The organism is Helicobacter sp. NHP19-003, assembly GCF_019703305.1.
Classification (GTDB): domain Bacteria; phylum Campylobacterota; class Campylobacteria; order Campylobacterales; family Helicobacteraceae; genus Helicobacter; species Helicobacter gastrocanis.
In genome coordinates this window covers 557,027-574,578 of sequence record NZ_AP024814.1, presented here as the reverse complement: position 1 = coordinate 574,578, position 17,552 = coordinate 557,027, and the positions used below count along the sequence as shown (strand labels likewise).

At 48.5% G+C, this 17,552-nt stretch carries 15 protein-coding genes; 7 read left to right on the top strand and 8 right to left on the bottom strand.

The features are described 5' to 3' along the window. Nucleotides 1-9 precede the first annotated feature (9 nt). The 6 genes from K6J72_RS03050 to K6J72_RS03025 all read left to right on the top strand — a co-directional run bounded on the left by K6J72_RS03050 (nt 10) and on the right by K6J72_RS03025 (nt 3,263). Nucleotides 10-153, top strand: a complete 144-nt coding sequence (locus K6J72_RS03050; protein WP_221280542.1) for a hypothetical protein — start codon at nt 10-12, stop codon at nt 151-153. Next, nucleotides 150-485 (top strand): YraN family protein, encoded by a 336-nt coding sequence (locus K6J72_RS03045; protein ID WP_221280540.1) that lies wholly within the window; start codon nt 150-152, stop codon nt 483-485. Before K6J72_RS03050 ends, K6J72_RS03045 begins: the two co-directional genes overlap by 4 nt. 65 nt (nt 486-550) lie before the next feature. Beyond that, nucleotides 551-868 (top strand): thioredoxin, encoded by a 318-nt coding sequence (gene trxA / locus K6J72_RS03040; protein ID WP_221280537.1) that lies wholly within the window; start codon nt 551-553, stop codon nt 866-868. After that, complete coding sequence (gene trxB, locus K6J72_RS03035) at nt 852-1,814, top strand: thioredoxin-disulfide reductase (protein ID WP_221280534.1); 963 nt, start codon at nt 852-854, stop codon at nt 1,812-1,814. Before trxA ends, trxB begins: the two co-directional genes overlap by 17 nt. Continuing rightward, nucleotides 1,814-2,587, top strand: a complete 774-nt coding sequence (gene dapB, locus K6J72_RS03030; protein ID WP_221280532.1) for a 4-hydroxy-tetrahydrodipicolinate reductase — start codon at nt 1,814-1,816, stop codon at nt 2,585-2,587. Before trxB ends, dapB begins: the two co-directional genes overlap by 1 nt. Before the next feature lie 325 nt (nt 2,588-2,912). Further along, nucleotides 2,913-3,263, top strand: coding sequence for a hypothetical protein (locus K6J72_RS03025; RefSeq protein WP_221280531.1), 351 nt, complete (start codon nt 2,913-2,915; stop codon nt 3,261-3,263). 6 nt (nt 3,264-3,269) lie between these two features. On the opposite strand, the gene K6J72_RS08300 is transcribed toward K6J72_RS03025, so the two are convergent. From K6J72_RS08300 to K6J72_RS02990, 8 genes are all read right to left on the bottom strand, one after another. Beyond that, entirely contained in the window at nt 3,270-3,485 is a 216-nt protein-coding gene (locus K6J72_RS08300) for a hypothetical protein (protein ID WP_260320656.1), read from the bottom strand. Beyond that, nucleotides 3,476-4,282 (bottom strand): oxidoreductase, encoded by an 807-nt coding sequence (locus K6J72_RS03020; RefSeq protein ID WP_260320655.1) that lies wholly within the window; start codon nt 4,280-4,282, stop codon nt 3,476-3,478. The genes K6J72_RS08300 and K6J72_RS03020 overlap by 10 nt, the downstream gene beginning before the upstream one ends. Continuing rightward, entirely contained in the window at nt 4,275-5,039 is a 765-nt protein-coding gene (locus K6J72_RS03015) for a pseudouridine synthase (RefSeq protein WP_221280529.1), read from the bottom strand. Before K6J72_RS03015 ends, K6J72_RS03020 begins: the two co-directional genes overlap by 8 nt. Beyond that, on the bottom strand, nt 5,039-8,647 hold the full coding sequence (gene dnaE / locus K6J72_RS03010) for a DNA polymerase III subunit alpha (protein WP_221280527.1): 3,609 nt from the start codon (nt 8,645-8,647) through the stop codon (nt 5,039-5,041). Before dnaE ends, K6J72_RS03015 begins: the two co-directional genes overlap by 1 nt. Before the next feature lie 468 nt (nt 8,648-9,115). Next, on the bottom strand, nt 9,116-10,345 hold the full coding sequence (coaBC, locus tag K6J72_RS03005; protein ID WP_221280525.1) for a bifunctional phosphopantothenoylcysteine decarboxylase/phosphopantothenate--cysteine ligase CoaBC: 1,230 nt from the start codon (nt 10,343-10,345) through the stop codon (nt 9,116-9,118). Further along, nucleotides 10,335-11,324, bottom strand: a complete 990-nt coding sequence (pseB, locus tag K6J72_RS03000) for a UDP-N-acetylglucosamine 4,6-dehydratase (inverting) (protein WP_221280523.1) — start codon at nt 11,322-11,324, stop codon at nt 10,335-10,337. The genes coaBC and pseB overlap by 11 nt, the downstream gene beginning before the upstream one ends. 38 nt (nt 11,325-11,362) lie before the next feature. Beyond that, a complete protein-coding gene (locus K6J72_RS02995; RefSeq protein ID WP_221280519.1) occupies nt 11,363-13,708 on the bottom strand; it encodes a VirB4 family type IV secretion/conjugal transfer ATPase in 2,346 nt (781 codons plus the stop codon). An 8-nt stretch (nt 13,709-13,716) separates the two neighbouring features. After that, a complete protein-coding gene (locus tag K6J72_RS02990; RefSeq protein WP_221280516.1) occupies nt 13,717-15,783 on the bottom strand; it encodes a polysaccharide lyase family 8 super-sandwich domain-containing protein in 2,067 nt (688 codons plus the stop codon). A gap of 308 nt (nt 15,784-16,091) precedes the next feature. Here K6J72_RS02990 and murJ point away from each other — a divergent pair, with 308 nt between their 5' ends. Further along, on the top strand, nt 16,092-17,540 hold the full coding sequence (gene murJ, locus K6J72_RS02985; protein WP_221280514.1) for a murein biosynthesis integral membrane protein MurJ: 1,449 nt from the start codon (nt 16,092-16,094) through the stop codon (nt 17,538-17,540). Nucleotides 17,541-17,552: the final 12 nt, after the last annotated feature.

Here is a 17,552-nt window from a genome sequence, read left to right as displayed (position 1 = left end):
GAGCAGCCCATGCCACAAAACATCCCCGCGACTTTGCACTTTTGCGCGGGGCAAAGCCACATTTATATCACCAAGCCCACACACCTAGCGTATTTGCAAGATAACCTAGCGGACTTAAACGAGGGGGTGCAAATTTACCCCATTTTGGCATGAACACAAGGGGACAACTTGCCGAGAATTTGGCTTGCCAATATTTGCAAAAACAAGGGTGTAGCATTGTTTGCCGCAACTTTTATAGCTCCTTTGGCGAGATCGACATTGTCGCTTTAAAAGGGGGGGTGTTGCACTTCGTGGAGGTCAAAAGCCGCCGCCAAGACGAGCCACTCTATGCGATCACACCCCACAAGTTAAAAAAAATCCAACAAACCATTGATGTGTATTTTCAAGAGAATCCCAGCGATTCACCCTTTTGCATAGATGCGCTCACACTTAAGGGGGAGTTACCAAATTGCCAAATTGAATGGATACAAAACATTGCTTTTTGAGTTTAAAGGCAAGCTTGGCAATCCATGTTATAATGCAGGCCTAACTTAAAAATTTAGGAGAATCGATGTCTGGTTATATTGAATTGACGAGTGAAAATTTTGATGTGGAAACTAAAGAGGGGGCGGTGGTTGTGGATTTTTGGGCCCCTTGGTGTGGACCTTGTAAAATGCTCTCTCCCATCATTGACGAGTTGGCCGGCGAGTACACCGGCAGGGCGAAGATTTGTAAAGTGAATACGGACGAACAAGAAGAATTAGCCGCCCGTTTTGGCATCCGTAGCATCCCCACCGTACTGTATATTAAAGATGGTAAAGTGGCGAATCAAACCGTGGGGGCACTCTCCAAACAATCTTTAAAGGATCACATTGACAAACTTCTCTAATGCCCCTTTACTAGACCTAGCGATCATCGGTGGGGGTCCGGCAGGCCTTAGCGCAGGGCTTTACGCCACAAGGGGGGGGCTTAAAGAAGTGGTCTTGTTTGAAAAAGGTGCGCCAGGGGGGCAGATCACCTTTAGTAGCGAGATTGAAAACTACCCCGGGGTGCGTGAGATCGTAAGTGGGCTGGACTTCATGCAGCCTTGGCAAGAACAATGCTTTCGTTTTGGCCTAAAGCACGAAATGGCTCTTGTTACGCAAATTAAGCCTAATGGGGCGCATTTTGCCATCCACACCGATGAAAATAAAGTTTTTCACGCCAAAAGCGTGATTGTAGCCACAGGCGGCAAGCCCAAAAAAGCGGGCATTAAGGGCGAGGATGCATTTTGGGGCAATGGGGTGAGCACTTGTGCGACCTGCGATGGCTTTTTTTACAAGAATAAGGAGGTGGCGGTTTTGGGCGGGGGCGACACTGCCCTAGAAGAAGCCCTTTATTTGGCTAAAATTTGCACTAAAATCTACCTCATCCACCGTCGCGACACCTTCCGCGCCGCCCCCATCACCCTAGAAAAAGCCAGAGGCAACCCCAAAATTGAGTTTTTAACCCCAGCTGTCATTGAAGAAATCAAGGGCGACTCAAGTGGGGTCAACGCTGTCGTGTTTAAAAACACCCACACGGGTGTGGTGAAGGAACTTGCCGTGCATGGAGTTTTTGTCTTTGTGGGTTATGAGATCAATAACGAAGTGTTGGAACAAGACGACAAAGGCATGCTTTGTGCCTGCGACCCCTATGGAGCTGTGGTGGTGGATTTAGCGATGAAAACGAGCGTGAAAGGGCTGTTTGCCGCCGGAGATGTGCGCACACAAGCAGCAAAACAAGTGGTCTGTGCGGCTGGGGACGGCGCCACGGCTGCACTCTCAGCTCTCGCCTATTTGGAGGGGCATTCTTAATGCAACAATTACAAGTAGGGATTTTTGGGGCGAGTGGCAAGGTCGGGGGTCTGCTTGCCAAAGAGATACATAAACAACCCTATTTGGCTTTGTCCAGTGTCTTTTTGCGTCAAAATTTGAACCTACAGCTTGCCCAAATCTTGCCACAGGAAACTTTTGTAACCAACGATGTAGAACAATTCCTTGCCCATTGCCAATTAGTGATCGATTTTTCTTCTCCTAAGGCCCTAGACACCCTCTTGCAAGTCTTGCTTTTAAACCCCTTGCCTCTTGTGTGCGGTACAACAGGGCTACAAGAGCAATGGCAAGCTTTAGCCGAGCTTAGCCAAAAAGTCCCCGTTTTGTACGCTTCTAACATGTCCTTAGGTGTGGCAGTGTTAAACGAAGTGGTGGGGGCTGTGGCTAAGAATTTAGAGCATGCCGACATTGAGATCACAGAGATCCACCACCGCTACAAAAAGGATGCGCCCAGCGGGACAGCTCTCACTTTGGGGCAAACCTGCGCCCACGCCCGAGGGGTGGACTTCAAAGAGGTGTGCCAAGAGCATAGAGAAGGGGTGCGCAAAGAGGGTGAGATCGGTTTTACAAGCCTGCGGGCAGGCGATATCGTGGGGCGGCACACTGTGGGCTTTTACTTAGATGGAGAATATTTGGAGTTGAGCCACACCGCCACAGAGCGCAACATCTTTGCCAAAGGCGCGCTAGAGGCGGCCAAGTGGCTCTCTGCCCAAAAACCTGGGCTTTACAGCATTCAAGACATCTACCACTCATAAAATAAACTTTAGCGTGTGCCGCTGGCGGCGCACCAAAAACTTAAAGAAAACACCCAAAAAACAAGCGTTATTTTGCACAAATATTTGTTAATTTTGACCATAAAACTATAAGGAATTAAGATGAAAAAAATTAACACTATTTTCGCAAGTGCACTGATCGCCCTTGCTCTAACGCCCTATACCTACCAGTGCCCAGCCCTTAAATTTTGCGGTATCGCTCACACAAAGTACATCTTTCAAACCCAGCCAGCTTCGAATCGTTTCTGAAAATGATTTTCCGATAACCATCACAAACATCACCCTTAATCATGGCAATTCTTGCAAGTTGCCCAATGATTTTGAAACCTTAAATGAAGAAATGAAAGGGGCGCAAAAAGACATCGATGCAAATGCCGAGGCGCAAGATACAGAGCAGGATCACCACCGATTTAGAGGACTCATAGACCTATACCAACAAGGCGTCCTCGAACACCAACAACACCTTGCGCGCCTACAGCAGACCTACCAAGTACTGCAAACAAACCACGCCCAAAACAAGCGCATCCAGTTTTGGCACCCCCTCAAAACATTGCAAGCCTTTGAAACAGCAAGCCCTTGCCACCCACGCAACTTAAAAAGCATCACGATCGAAACGCTCAAAAACGGCACGGTCACCTATGATTTAAATTTTAGATGATTTTTACTACAAATGCACCATTCTGGCGTAGGGTTTGGGGATGGCGATCTCTTGACCTAAGCTCAAAGCTGCATTAAAACACCAAAAGGGGTTTTTTAAGAGAGCTCGCGCTAAATAGATGGCATCCACAGCATGGCTACCCACGAGCCTATGTGCCATTTTAGGTTCTTCGAGCGCGCCACCCCCGATGGTGGGTTTGTCTAACGCCTCTTTTAACACCAAAGCATGGGGGATTTGATAGCCCGGATAAACTTTAATAGGGGGGCCTCCACCACGCCCCCACTGCTAACATCTAGGGCATCGTAAAGGGGGCTTAAAGGTTCTAAAAGTTGTGCCAAAGTTTCTGGGGTATTGCCCTGTTTATGGTAGTCTGTCGCAGACACCCGCACGATTAAGGGCAAATCCAGGGCTTCTCTTAAGCTTTCTAAAATTTCTTGCAAGAACAGTGCCCGATTTTTGCCATAGGCATCGCTTCTATGGTTGCTTAGGGGGGATAAAAAACTGCTGAGTAAATACCCGTGTGCGGCGTGGACCTCTAGCGCATCAAAGCCGGCTTGTTTGGCGCGTATAGCCGCCAATTTAAAATCAGAAACCACCTGCTTGATGTCTTCTCGATCCATTTCTTTAGGTGTAGCGTATTGATCGTTAAAACGCAAAGCAGATGGGGCTAAAAGGGGTGTGTCTTTAAGAGTGCCCTTTCTGCCCGCATGCCCGATTTGCAACGCCACTTTAGAGCCGTATTTGTGGCACTCTTTGACAATCTTAGCCAAACTTTCTATGTGTTTGTCTTCATAAATGCCTAAATCTCCCGGATCGATCCGCCCATTGGCACTCACCGCTGCCACTTCAAAAATGATCAAGCCCACTTGCCCGATAGCACGGCTGACATAGTGGTGCGTGTGCCACGCATTGGCGTAGCCATTTTCTGCGCTGTATTGATCCATCGGTGCCATCACCACGCGGTTTTTCAACTCCAAGTCCTTGATTTTCCAAGGGCTAAACAACAATGTTTTATCCATGTTCTACTCCTAGTTGGTTTAAAAAGGTGTGTAAATGTTTGTACTCTTTAGAATTTAAATAGCGGGTCTTGCCCACAGGCAGGGCGTTTAAAGACACAAAGCCAAAGCTAACCCGCTTTAAGTCTAGCACCTCCCGTTTAAAATGCCCGAAAAAGCGGCGCAACTCGCGGTTTTGCCCCTCTTGTAAGGTGAGTTTGAGTTTAGAGTAATTGCGGCTGCTCTTCAACACGCTTGCTTGCATGGGGGCGATGTGGATTGTGGCGGTGTTGGTTTTAGGGTGTGCACCCTCTTTGCTCGTGGTTTCTAGACCCACTCCAAAGGCATCAAGCATGGCTTGTGTAACGCTCCCATTGATTTTCACCAAATAGGTGCGCTCTAAGCGGCTATGCATCAAGGCATCCACGACTTTTTTGCTGTCGCTTAAGAGCAAGAGCCCCATAGACGCATAGTCTAGCCGCCCTATGGGGGTGAAGTGTTGGAATTTGCCCTCTAGGTTGTCAAAAATGACCTTGCGCCCCCGATCGTCCTTGTGGCTCACCAGCTCGCCCTTGGGCTTGTGATAAACGATCACACTGAAGCGCTCTTGCTCTTTAACCCTTAGCAACTTGCCATCTACAAAGATTTTATCTTGGGGGTGGAAGGGCGTGGTGAAAGTGGCTTTGGTGTGCTTGATCTTGACCCGACCCTCAGCAATGAGGGCATCGGCAACACGGCGCGAACAGGGCAGATTGTGGGCTAAGAATTGGTTTAAACGCATTAATTATCCAGCCATTGGTAGGTTTTAAAATTCTCTTTAATCGTGGTGTTGACCTTAAAGGCGGTGTTGAAGCGCAAGCGTTTGTTCTGCTCGTAAAAGACCACAGACAGCGCGCGGTTGCCCTTGTGGCTTGCGGCTGCTTCTTTGAGCTTAGAAAACAAGTCCAAAGACACGCTCGTATCCAGCACGATGGATAGGGGGATGTGTTGCTCGTCTTGATGGCCGATCACGCAAGAGCTCGGGTTTTCGCTAAAATCCTTCACCACATCCACAAGCTGTATGTCTTCCGTGTCCTCTTTTTGGGCTTTGTAGCGCACCTTGGGGATTTTGGCTTGTTTGATGTTTTCAAAGGTGTCGATCTCCAAGAGACGCAAGCGGGCGACCTCCTCTTGTTCTTCAATCTTGCATTTAAAAGCGAGGGGCGATTCTATGTCTAGCTGGTCTAGGGCGTTTAGTTGATTTTCAAACAACATCAACTCAAAACGCCCCGAGAAATCCACGATCGCCGCCTCGCCATAGGGCTTACCGCTGTTTTTGCCTATTTTACGTTTGACATCTAAAATTTTGCCGATAAACACCGCTGAAGAGCCGATCTCTAAACGGGGAATGTCCACGCTCTTAGCCACATTTTTAAGACTTTTGATCGCATCTTTAAACGCGTCTAGGGGGTGGCCTGAGAAGTAAAGCCCCATGCACTCGTATTCGTAATTTAAAAGCGTGTTGGCATCAAATTCCTCATAAATCTTTAAATCCAAATGCGCCTTTTCCAGCTGTTCGCTAGACATGTTAGCAAACAGCCCCACACTCATTTGGGCGTTGCTCTTATCCTTCCTACGCCCCTCATCACAAATCGCGTCTAGGTTTTCTAGCATGGTGCGGCGGTTGTAGCCCAGCCCATCCAAACTCCCCGATTTGACTAAGGGCTCTAAAATGCGTTTGCTAAACTTTGAGAAATCAATCTTGCTGATCAAGTCCTCTAAACTCGTGAAAGCCCCGTGTTTTTCACGGATTTCCACCAAAGTGCCTAGCGGCCCCTCGCCCGCCCCCTTGATCGCCTCCAGCCCAAAAACAATGACTTTTTCGCCCTTTGCATCCTCCACCTTAAATTGCACATCGGAGGTGTTGACATGGGGGCGTTGTACCTTGATCCCCATTGAACTCGCCTCTTCCACATAGTAAGCCACCGATTCAATGTGGCGGCACTCGCTGCTGAGCATCGCCGCCATGAATTCGTGCTTGTAGTGGGTTTTTAAATAGGCGGTTTGGAAGGTCAGCATCGCATAGGCGGCGGAGTGGGACTTGTTGAAGCCATAGCCGGCAAATTTCACGATCAAGTCAAACAACTCGCCCGCCTTTTGGCCATCAAAACGATTTTTCACCGCCCCTTGCACAAATTTGGCTTTATTGTCCGCCATGATTTGTGCGTCCTTTTTGCCCATCGCACGGCGGATCAAATCCGCCTCGCCCAAAGAAAAGCCCGCAATGGTTTGCACAATTTGCATGACTTGCTCTTGATACACGATTGTCCCGTAAGTGGGGCGTAAAATCGGCTCTAGCGCGTCAAACATATAGGTGATCGGGGCACTGCCATGTTTGCGATTGACAAAGTCATCGACCATGCCAGACTCCATAGGACCGGGGCGGCCCAAAGCAATGATCGCAATGATGTCCTCAAAACTAGAAGGGCGTAGCCGTTTGTTTAAGGTTTGGAACATGCCCGACTCGATTTGGAAGATCCCCACCGTGTTGCCCTCTTGGATCGTGGCATAGACTTTAGGGTCGTCCATATCCACACTCAAAAAGTCGATCTTTTTGTGGCTGTATTTTTCAATGATCTTTAGGGTATCGTGGATCACCGTGAGCGTTTTTAGCCCTAAAAAGTCAAACTTGATGAGATCAATGGCTTCTAAATATTTCATGGAGTATTGCGTTACAATGCCCCCCGTGCGCTCACTTGTGTAAAGGGGGGATTTATACCAAAGCTCCCTTTCGCTATCCACCACCAACGCGGCGGCGTGCTTGCCTGCTGAGCGATTCAAATTTTCCAAACGCAAGGAAAAATCCCAAACTTGTTTGGCTAAAGGGTTGCTCTCAATCAAGGCTTGGATTTTAGGCTCTAGCTCAAAGGCTTCTTGCAAGGTGATCCCTAGTCGATTGGGGATGAGTTTTGCCATTTCATCGGCTTGCTTGTAGGGCATGTCTAGCACCCGTGCGACATCGCGAATCACGCCCTTAGCCAGCATTTTATTGAAGGTGATCACTTGGGCGACATTGTATTTGCCGTATTTGGCAATCATGTAATCGAGCATTTCGCCCCGCCGTCTTTGGCAAAAGTCGGTGTCAATATCGGGCATGCTCACCCGCTCGGGGTTTAAGAACCGCTCAAAGAGTAGATCGTATTTGAGCGGATCTATGTCCGTGATTTGCAAACAAAAGGCGACCAAACTGCCCGCCGCACTGCCCCGCCCCGGACCCACGGGGATATTGCTCTCTCTGGCGTGGCGGATAAAATCCCATACAATCAGCATATAACCCGCAAACTTCATATCGCTGATAACTTTAATTTCGTATTCTAGGCGCTCGGTGTATTTGGCGTGTTGGCCGGGCTCGATGATCTCTAGGCGTTTTTTAAGCCCCTCTCTAGCCTTGTGGGCGAAGTAAGCTTTATCGTCCTCAAAGTCCAGCCCTTCATTTTGGGCGTACTCTTTGGTGAATTTAAAACGGGGGGGCGTGGGGGGGTTGGTGTCGTTTTTTAAATCGATCTCTAAATGGCATTTGTCGGCGATCTCTTGGGTGTGCTCTAGGGCTTCGGGGATGTCGGCAAAGAGCCTTGCCATCTCTTGGGGAGTCTTGATGTAAAACTCATGCACAGAGTGTTTAAGCCGTTCGGTGTCATTCAGGGTCTTGCCCATCGCCACACACATGGCGACCTCTTGGGCACTGGCATCCTCTTTGTTGGTGTAGTGGGTGTCGTTTGTGGCGATCAGCTTAATGCCCGTTTCTTTAGAAAGCCTGATCACCTGCTCGTCAATGGCGAGTTGGTCGGCAATGCCATGGCGCATGATCTCCATATAAAAATCGTCCCCGAAAATGTCTTGGTATTCTAGGGCAATGCGTTTGGCCTCTTCATAGCCTTTTGCGCCAAATTTTTTATTGCGGGGATTTTGGTCGTTTAAATGCCAGTTGATCTCACCTTGTAGGCATGCACTCGAGCAAATCAGCCCCTTAGCCCTCTCTCTTAAGATTTTCTTATTGATACGGGGATAGTAGTAAAACCCCTCTAAAAAGGCTTGGGAGCTCAAATACATGAGATTTTGGTAGCCCTCTTGGTCTTTGGCATATAGGCACAAGTGGAAACGCTGGCGGGATTGTTTGTCGTTTAAATTTTCGGCGTTGTGTAGGTAGGTCTCAATGCCAATGATGGGCTTGATCCCTTCTTTTTTCATGCAAGTGTAAAAGTCAATCGCCCCAAACATATTCCCGTGGTCGGTCATGCTCACACTTGTCATGCCCAGCTCTTTGATCTTTTTGGCTAAGATTTTGATCTTGTTTGCACCATCGAGTAAAGAGTATTCGGTGTGTAGGTGTAAGTGGGTGTAGTTTTGCATGTCTATCCTTTACCCACACTATTACTACACAAGGGCTTAAAAATCAAAGGGGTAAAAAGTGTCTATAAGGTTCGTAAGGGCAAATGTTTGATGAGCTCAAAGCGGGCATCGCCGCTCAAGAAAGTGGCGCACCCTCTGCACCGCAACTTTGGCAATAGCTGTCGATTTTGCCCACTTCTTGTATCAAGCTAGTGGCCTACAAGCTGAAAAGTTGGGCAGAGAGCATGGCGCACCGCTCCATTCTGCCTAGCCTGTTGGAGAACTTTGCCCGTAAAACACCACTGCAGGGGGTCTAATGCGAGGGCAAGAATGGTTTTAATTTTTCTTTTAACATCATTGTCTTCCAATGCGCTAAGGCTTTGACTCCATATAGACCGGTGCATGCCTTCAAAAAAATGACTACACCAAAAAATCTTGCATCCCAAAAGGGAGTGTTGCCTAAAAAAGAACGATCCCATCCGAAAAAGGCTATGCCATTTTTTCTATAAATTCCAAAACCTCAAAGCTCACTTGAAATTTATGCCCCTTAGTTGTGGTGTGCCGGGCGTGGGGGGTTAGGAGTGTGAGTTGGTTGGTGTCTTGCCCTAGGGTGCTTGTGTCATTTAGGCACACAAGCTTACAGCCCTTGCCCTGTGGGGGGGGGTCTAAGAGTTTTTTAGCGTTTGCTAGGGCGTGGGTAGGGTCGCTCTCGGCTTTAAAGCCCACTTTGTGAAATCCGCTGACAGAGCGCAAAATGTCTGTATTTTGCACGCATTCTAAATCCCAAAAGGGCCCCAAATCCTGCTTTTTGAGCTTGCCTTGGTGGCGGTTTTTGGGTTTATAGTCGCTAATGGCGGCGAGCATGAATAAAAAGGGGGGGTTGCTGGGGTTTTCATGCGTTTTTAAAGCCTCTAGGTAGTCGTTTGCGCTTTGCACCTTGACACGCTCTATGCCACTAGGTAGCTCTAAAGCGTTTTTACTAGAGATCAGCACCACTTGTGCCCCCTTAAGCCACAGAGCTAGGGCTAAAAAATGCGCCTGCAAGCCGCTAGAAAAATTAGAAATGCACCGCACCGCATCGATCGCCTCAACGCTCCCTCCCCCTGTAACCACCGCCTTTTTGCCCGCCCAAAAAGCATTAGAGAGAAGTTTGCGTGCACAAATGCTGGCAATCTCTGCCATGTCTGCCATCGCCCCCACGCCTGTGGTGTTGCACGCCAAAAGCCCACTTTGGGGGGCGACAACCTCACAGCCTAATGCCCTTAAGCGTTTTAAATTGTGCTGGGTTTGCTTGGCTAAAAACATTTGCGTGTTCATGGCGGGGGCTAGGACTTTGGGGGCTTTGCTGGCTAAAAAGGTGGCGCTTAGGGCGTTGTCGGCAAGCCCGTGCGCTAATTTGGCTAGAGTGTTGGCGCTGGCGGGGGCGACTAGGACTAGGTCAGCGCTCTTAGCGTAGCTAATGTGGTTGGCACAATCTCCCTCGCACAACGCCCATTTTTCATGCGTGTCTGTCAGCACTTGAAAATGGCTCAAAGCCTCAAAGCTCAAAGGCTGCACGAATTGGCACGCCCCCCCACTCATCACCACCCTAACGCTTGCCCCCATTTTTTTAAAAAGACGCACTAACTCTAGGGCTTTGTAGGCGGCGATCGAACCGCTCACTAAGAGCAAAATATTTTTACCCTCTAATAGGGGGATTTGGCTTAGGCTAGAGAGCATGCACCATCTTTAAGAGCTCTTGGGGGGTGAGCCTTTGGGGGTTGTCCTTGCTGTTGTAGCTAAAGCCCTCTGGCGTGGGTGTGCCGCACTCGCCTAGTAAGGTTTGTGTGTAGTTGATCGGGGTTTGGAAGGTGATCGTGGGCTCTAAAATATAAAAATCCTCAAACTCTAGGGCTTTGTCATCGGCACTGATCATCACCTCGTGTAACTTCTCGCCCGGGCGGATACCGATCGTTTTTAGGGGGATATGTGGGGCTAGGGCTTTGGCTAAATCCACAATCTCCATGCTCGCAATTTTAGGTACAAAAATCTCCCCCCCGTGCATGCGCTCCAAACTCTTTAACACAAACCCCACGCCCTTTTCTAGGGTGATCCAAAAGCGGGTCATGCGCTTGTCGGTGATGGGGATAAAGGGAGCACTCTTGGCGGCAAGGTCTTTAAAGAAGGGCACGACACTGCCCCTAGAGCCAACCACATTGCCATAACGCACCACGCTAAATTTCGTGCGGGCTTTGCCTTTCATGTTGTTGGCGCTGGTGAAAAGCTTGTCGCTGCATAATTTGGTCGCCCCATATAGGTTAATCGGGTTGCTCGCCTTATCTGTGCTAAGGGCGATGACATGCCCTACTTGCGCTTGCAAGCACGCCTCGATCACGGCACTCGCGCCTAAAATATTCGTTTTGATGCACTCTAGGGGGTTGTACTCGGCGGTGGGGACTTGTTTGAGGGCGGCGGCGTGGATACAAATATCCACCCCTTGCAGGGCACTAAAAAGCCGTTCTTTGTCCCGTACATCACCGATAAAATAACGCATGTTGGGGCTGTTAAACACCTGCGCCATTTCCCATTGCTTCAGCTCATCACGGCTATAAACAATGATCTTTTGCGGGTGGTGCTGTTCTAGCAGGGTTTGGACACATTTTTTGCCAAAACTGCCCGTTCCGCCCGTGATTAAAATGGTCTTGTTTGAAAGTTGCACGCTTAAAATCCTTTGCAAAATGGCTATTTTAGCAACTTTTAGCCCTCTTGCAACAAGACTTCCCGCCATGTATGCGGATGCGCTTGCATGAGAGCTTGCAAGCGTTTGACATGGGCGGCATTGGAGTTAAAGATGCGTAAATGCGCCCCTAAGTCTTGCAAACCCACATGGACGATGTTAGAACTGCCCTCCGCCATGTTTTTGACCAAGACTTGTTGTGCGTTTAAGGGGGTGTTTTCTAAAAAATGCGCCTCCATATAACTTAGCTGTATCCCTAAATCTTGGCTAAGTTGCGTGCTGTCTAGGTGCTTTTGGGGGTAGAAAATCAAAGTCCCCATGTTTTTGACGAAGCTGGCGGCATCGGGGATTGTAGCCAGCTGGTTAGTGTCTTGCAAGGCTAAGACCACCACTCCATTGGCCTTTCTAGCCTGGGTGATTAAGGTGTTGATGTGGGTGTTTAGGGTTTCGTTAGTGGCGTAGCTTTTAAACTCATCCACAAAGAGCAAAAAGCCCTCTTGCTTCTCAAGGGCGCGCTGCAAAATTTTGTAGAAAATGTAGTACGCCAAGAGCCCTAAGTCCTTGGGGTTTGCGCTGATGGCATCCATGTTGATGGCGGCAAGGGGGGTGTTGAACTCTAGGCTGTCTTCTAGGGCGTTAAACAAGGGGTTTTGTAAATAAGGTTCAAGGCTTAGGTGCAAGTTAGGGGCATGTGTCAGGGCTTCTTTAAAATCTTGCAAACCAAAGCTTTTAGGGGGCAAAGTGGCATATAAACTTTTTAGAGCTTTTAAAATGGCGTGGCTGGCCTGTATGTCTTCTGGGGTTTGGAGTTTTTCTGGGACATTGAGCAGGTGGGCATAAAAGCTGTGTAAAAAGTCTTGGCTGCTGGGGCTTAATTCTAAAGATAGAGGGTTAATTTTAAACTGATCCCCGAAGTTATACACCCCTCCGAAGTAATTGACACACGAAAACAGCCCATAGGCGCGATCGAGAGCTAGGATATTCAGTTTGTCGTATTTGAGTGCATTTGCCATTAAAAAGCCCATTAAGGTCGTCTTGCCCGCCCCTGTGGCCCCGATGATCATGGTATGCCCGTTGGTGCGGGGGCTGTTTGGGCTTGGGTCGCTCTCTTGGTTGTGGAAATTAAATAGATAGGGGGAGTGGTCTAGGTTTTTAAACACGCTTAAAGGTTGCTCACCCCACGGGTTGCTTTTAAAGCCACAATTTGGCTTTTCAAAGAGCATGAGCGTGGCTAGGGCTTGTGCGCTTTGGCAACGCAAACGGGGGTTTAAATGCAAACGCCCAGGAAACATGGAAAAGTAGGCAGGTCTTAGTCCCAAAGTTTCCACCACAGCCACTAAATGGGCGTTGGAGAGCGCGCCTAGCACCGCTTTGGTGTGGGCGTTTAGGCTCTCTAAATCAGGGGCTTTTAAAAAGACATTTAGGGCGACCTTTTGTAGATTCAAGTGCTTGGCTTGGATTTGTTCATAGTAGTTTTGCAATTCTTGGCGTACAAGGCGTGCAAAACTTAGGCGGATTTTTTCTTGCACGAAGGCTAGGGCTTTTTGCTGGTTTAAGGGCTCAAGACTTAAAAACACTTCGCATTCTAATTCTTGGTGCAAGAGAGAGAGCAAAGCCAAAGAGCTTAGGGTTTTGCTGGCATATGCTTTCACCCCTAAAATGCGGTGGTAGGTCGTGTAGCTAGCGTGTTCTTGGATATAGTGATCTTTTTTAAAATGTAGGTTTGTGGCGATGTAACTGTCTTCTAAGAAACCCAGCGTGGGGTTTAAGTGTGTGGGCTCTCCATTGATGAAAGTGGCGTAAAAGTTCAGGGCTTCTTTGGCACTTAGGGGCGTGGGCTTGAAAGCGTGCAAGGCGTGCGCCATTTTCGCCATGTTCTCGCTTAAAAGCAAGGCTAGGTGTTGCTGTGTTTTGTGGTCTGTGGTGAGCTCTAATTTTTTCTGCTCTAAGAAGTCTTTTAGGGGGCTTTGGGCGGTTTCAAAAATCAAAGTGTAGGTGTTTTCGTATAGGTCTTTGGGTTGGGATAAGTCTAATAAGGCTTGTACTTGGGGGTTTGGGGGCTTTTTTGGGGGATCTAGCTTGATTTTGGCGCGCTTGGTGTGGATACGCAACACCACGCCCTCTAACTGCTCTAGGGCATTTTGTTTGCTGGCAAAATGGGTTTGCAAGTCCTCTTGGAGTAAGGCGTTTGCGCTCAAGCCTTTGACATTGAGTAGCCCCACAAGCTGTTCGCTCTTGGTGAGCAAAAAGCGTTCATTGTAAAGCCCTAAAATGTTGTTTTCTTCCACCATGGAGTGGGTTTTTGGCAGAGCCCCTAGCAAAAAATCTAGGGCTTTGTTTTGCCAAAACTCCAGGCCAAATTTCAAAGAAAACCCTAGAGCGTGCTTAAATCCACGGCCAAAGTCGCCCCCAAGGGGGGGAAAGTCAAATCCAAATGCGTGCTGTTGCCCTTGATTTTGAGGCGCACAGCGGGGTTCGCTTTGGCGAGTTTGTAACGCCCTTTTAAAACAATGGTCGTTCCTTGCAGGGTTTGCGTGGGGTCGGCTACGCTTAAGGCTAGCCCATTTTGGCTTTGCACTTGCAAGAGCGATAGCGGGTCTTTGAGTTTTAACCCTTTAATTTTACCCCAGCCTGCAGCGTATTTATTGATCGCTAAAAGATTTTTAGAACGGACAAACACAGCGTGCATAGCTGGGGTTTGGGCGAGAATTTGCAAGTCGTCTAGGGGGTAGCTTTGCACCTCTTTAGGGCTGAAATTTGGCAAGATCACATAAGCGTAGTGGGCTTTTAGGGAGTGCAAGATTTGCATTTCTAGGAAGGGTGCGGATAAAGTCTTATAACTTTTACCCCCGATGGCTTTATAATTGCCGCTTCTGGCGACTTCTTGTAGCTGGGTGTTCTCGTCTTGTAGGAGTATGTAGCCTATATTGGTGTGGGCGTGGGGGTTGGTGAAGTTGACGAAGTCGCCCTTGTGGGTTAGCTGTGCTTGCTGGCTAAAGGGGGCGTTGTTGATGGACACCTGCATATTGGGGCTTAGTTTGCGGTTGTCCAAAATGGTGGTTGTGGGTTTGTTGCCCACAATGCTGCCTAAAGCCACCACCTCATCGCCTAAAAAGAGATAAGATTTTTGCGCCCGAAACTCGGGCTTTTGCAAATCAAAGCCCACAAAGCCAAAGTGCCCATTGCCAGCCCCCCCTGCAAAATCGTTCAAGCCCAAAGAACCCCTACGCCACAGCACCACCTCCTGCCCCTGCACTTCTGTTGTACCGGGGAGTTTCGTGGGGTCGGCTAACACCCAATAATCTACAAATGCGCTCGGGTCGCCATAAATATAGGTCATGCCATCGGCGCTGTCAAAGCCCTTTAAATTCTCCCCATTCATGGTTTCATAATCCAAAATGCGGCTAGAGTGTATGGCCAGCACCACCTGCCCGCCATGCGTGCCCACCTGCGCCGCGCGGTCCATCGCCCCAAAGACATGCACGGGGGGTATGTGGCTTGTGTCCCCCTTGATTAAGGGGGTTAAGGCTGGGTTATCAAATCCACGCAACGCCTTTAATAACGCTTGTCCCCTTGTAAAGTCGCTCTCTTTGTCTCGACTGATGCTTCGGCCACACACCGAAGCGTTTAGCCCCCCTTTGATGAGTAAATAGGGGTAGCCTTGCAAAATGCTGGCATACAAGGCGGGGTCTATGAGATTTTGCGCTAGGGGGGTGTCGCCTAAAGTCGCCTTAAACTGCGCCAAACCCTTTAAAAGTACCACGCCATACGAGCCATTGGAGGGCACATGCTCGTGTTGGATGAACGAGCCGTCCGCATAAAACCCATTGCCCCCTGCCACGATTTTAGACGCACTTTTAACCGCCTCAATGGCTTGTAAGACCTCCTTTTCATTGTGTTTTAATATCCCTCTAGCTAGACTGACAAAAGCGGTGTCCACTCGGTTAGCCCCTTGACTTTCGCGTGCTTCGGGCTTAGTGCTTGCCCTAGCCCCTGCGCTCAAACCGGAGTATTTGGGGTTGGGTTGGTAGTATTCTTGCGCTTGTAAAAGGGTGTTTTGTAGGTTTTTTGGCAAAAAATCAGCCAAAGCTAAAATGGCATTTAAGGTTTTAGGGATGCCGATCTCCCATTGCCACCAATTGCCCCGCTCTAACCCCCCCACGCTATAGTACTGGCTAAAGTCTTGCAGGGCATTGACAATCTCTGCCTTGTTTAGCGGAGCGTTGTCTAGGGCGTGGGCTTTAAGTGAGTCTAAAATAGTCCTTAGCTGATTCAACAAATCTTGACCACTAGGCTCAAAGGGCAAGGACACCGGGCGTGCAATCTTGGGGACATGCGCACCCTCTAAAAGCGTGTGGGCATAATTTGCCCTTAACTTAGTGAAGTCTAGCGGTACAGCCGACAAAAGGCTCACACAAAGCAAAAGAGGAACCGGTTTCATCATCATCCTTAACTATTTAGGCTAGGATACAATGAAAACCCTACAATATGGCTACAATGGCTTAAAAACCTGCAAAAGAGTTGGAAGAGCGATCTTATAAGCAACCTGTCTCAAGTACCTGGGGCGCGCCGCACATAAAGAGAATGGCCTAAAATCGTCCATTCTCCCGGGCACTCATCACCAAATCGGGTTAGCTTCAGCGTGATGTATGAAAAAATCTTAGTGAGGGCAGAGGACAACAATATGGGGCTTCTCTCAACTTTAACCCCTTTTATGTAGAATAAGAGCAATATGGCGAAAGGTTTTTAGTGCTTAAAAAGTTCTTTTTAACCAACAGCTCGGGGATTTTATGTTCTAGGGTGGCAGGGTTTGTGCGGGACTTGCTGAGTGCCTCGGTGCTTGGCAGTGGGCTTTACAGCGACATTTTCTTTGTGGCGTTCAAGTTCCCCAATCTCTTTCGGCGCATTTTTGCCGAAGGGGCGTTTAGCCAAAGTTTCTTGCCTGCCTTCATTTCTAGCCGCTACAAGGGGGCATTTTTGTTTGGCATTTTTGGCGTGTTTAGCCTGTTTTTGCTTGCCTTCACGCTGGTGGTGTCGCATTTTCGCTTGTTTTTCACCAAACTCTTAGCCTTTGGCTTTAGCCCGCACGCCATTGAACTAGCTAAAGATATTGTGGCGATCAACTTCTATTACCTGCTCTTGGTCTTTTGGGCAACTTTTTTTAGCGCGCTCTTGCAATATAAAAACTACTTTTGGGTGAGCGCTTACCACACGGTTTTATTGAACCTAGCGATGATTTGCGCCCTTGTGTGGCACAAGGACAGCGATTTATTAGAAGTGGTGCGGGCTTTGAGCTATGGTGTGCTGTGTGGGGGGTGCGCTCAGGTGTGTCTGCATTTTTATCCGCTCTATAAGCTGGGCTTTTTTAGGCTCTTTGCGATCGGGGTGCATAGCCTACTACACGCTAACCCCACCCAAAAAGCCACCATCAAGCAAGAGCGCAAGCAGTTTTTTAGGCAGTTTTTGCCCAGCGTGCTTGGCAACTCCGCCGCCCAAATCTCGGCGTTCATAGACACCTTGATCGCTTCGTTTTTGGCGACGGGAAGCATATCCTATCTTTACTATGCTAATCGCATTTTTCAATTGCCCCTAGCCTTGTTTGCCATCGCCACTTCTACCGCCCTTTTCCCCACAATCGCAAGGGCGATCAAGAATAAAGACCATGAAAAGGCCACAGCCCATTTAAAACAAGCCTTTGAGTTTTTAAGCACCATGCTTTTGGTTTGCACGCTCGGGGGAATGTTCTTGTCTAAAGAGATCATCGCCTTGTTGTTTGAAAGGGGACAATTTGGAGCGCAAGATGTGGCGGAGTGTTCTAAGGTCTTTTGTGCTTATTTAGTGGGGCTTGCCCCCTTTGGGGTGGCTAAGATTTTTGCGCTGTGGTTATACGCCCACAAAGAACAGGGCAAGGCAGCAAAAATCGCCATTGTTTCGCTCATCTTTGGGGTGCTGTGTTCTTTGAGCTTGATGCCCTATTTAAAAGCGAGTGCATTGGCCCTCTCTAGCTCACTCTCGGGGTTCTTACTCTGTGGGTTTTACCTTAAGGCTTTTGGTTTTAAGCGTTTTTTAGGCATGATCTCGCTTTCTAAGTGCGCCTTTTTAGGTTTACTCTTGGCTTTAGAGGCCGTGGTTTTAGCCCTGTTTGTTTGGGTGTTGCAAAACTTAAAGGCGTGGATTTTTTTACACCACTTATTTTAGCCCAAAGGTTTT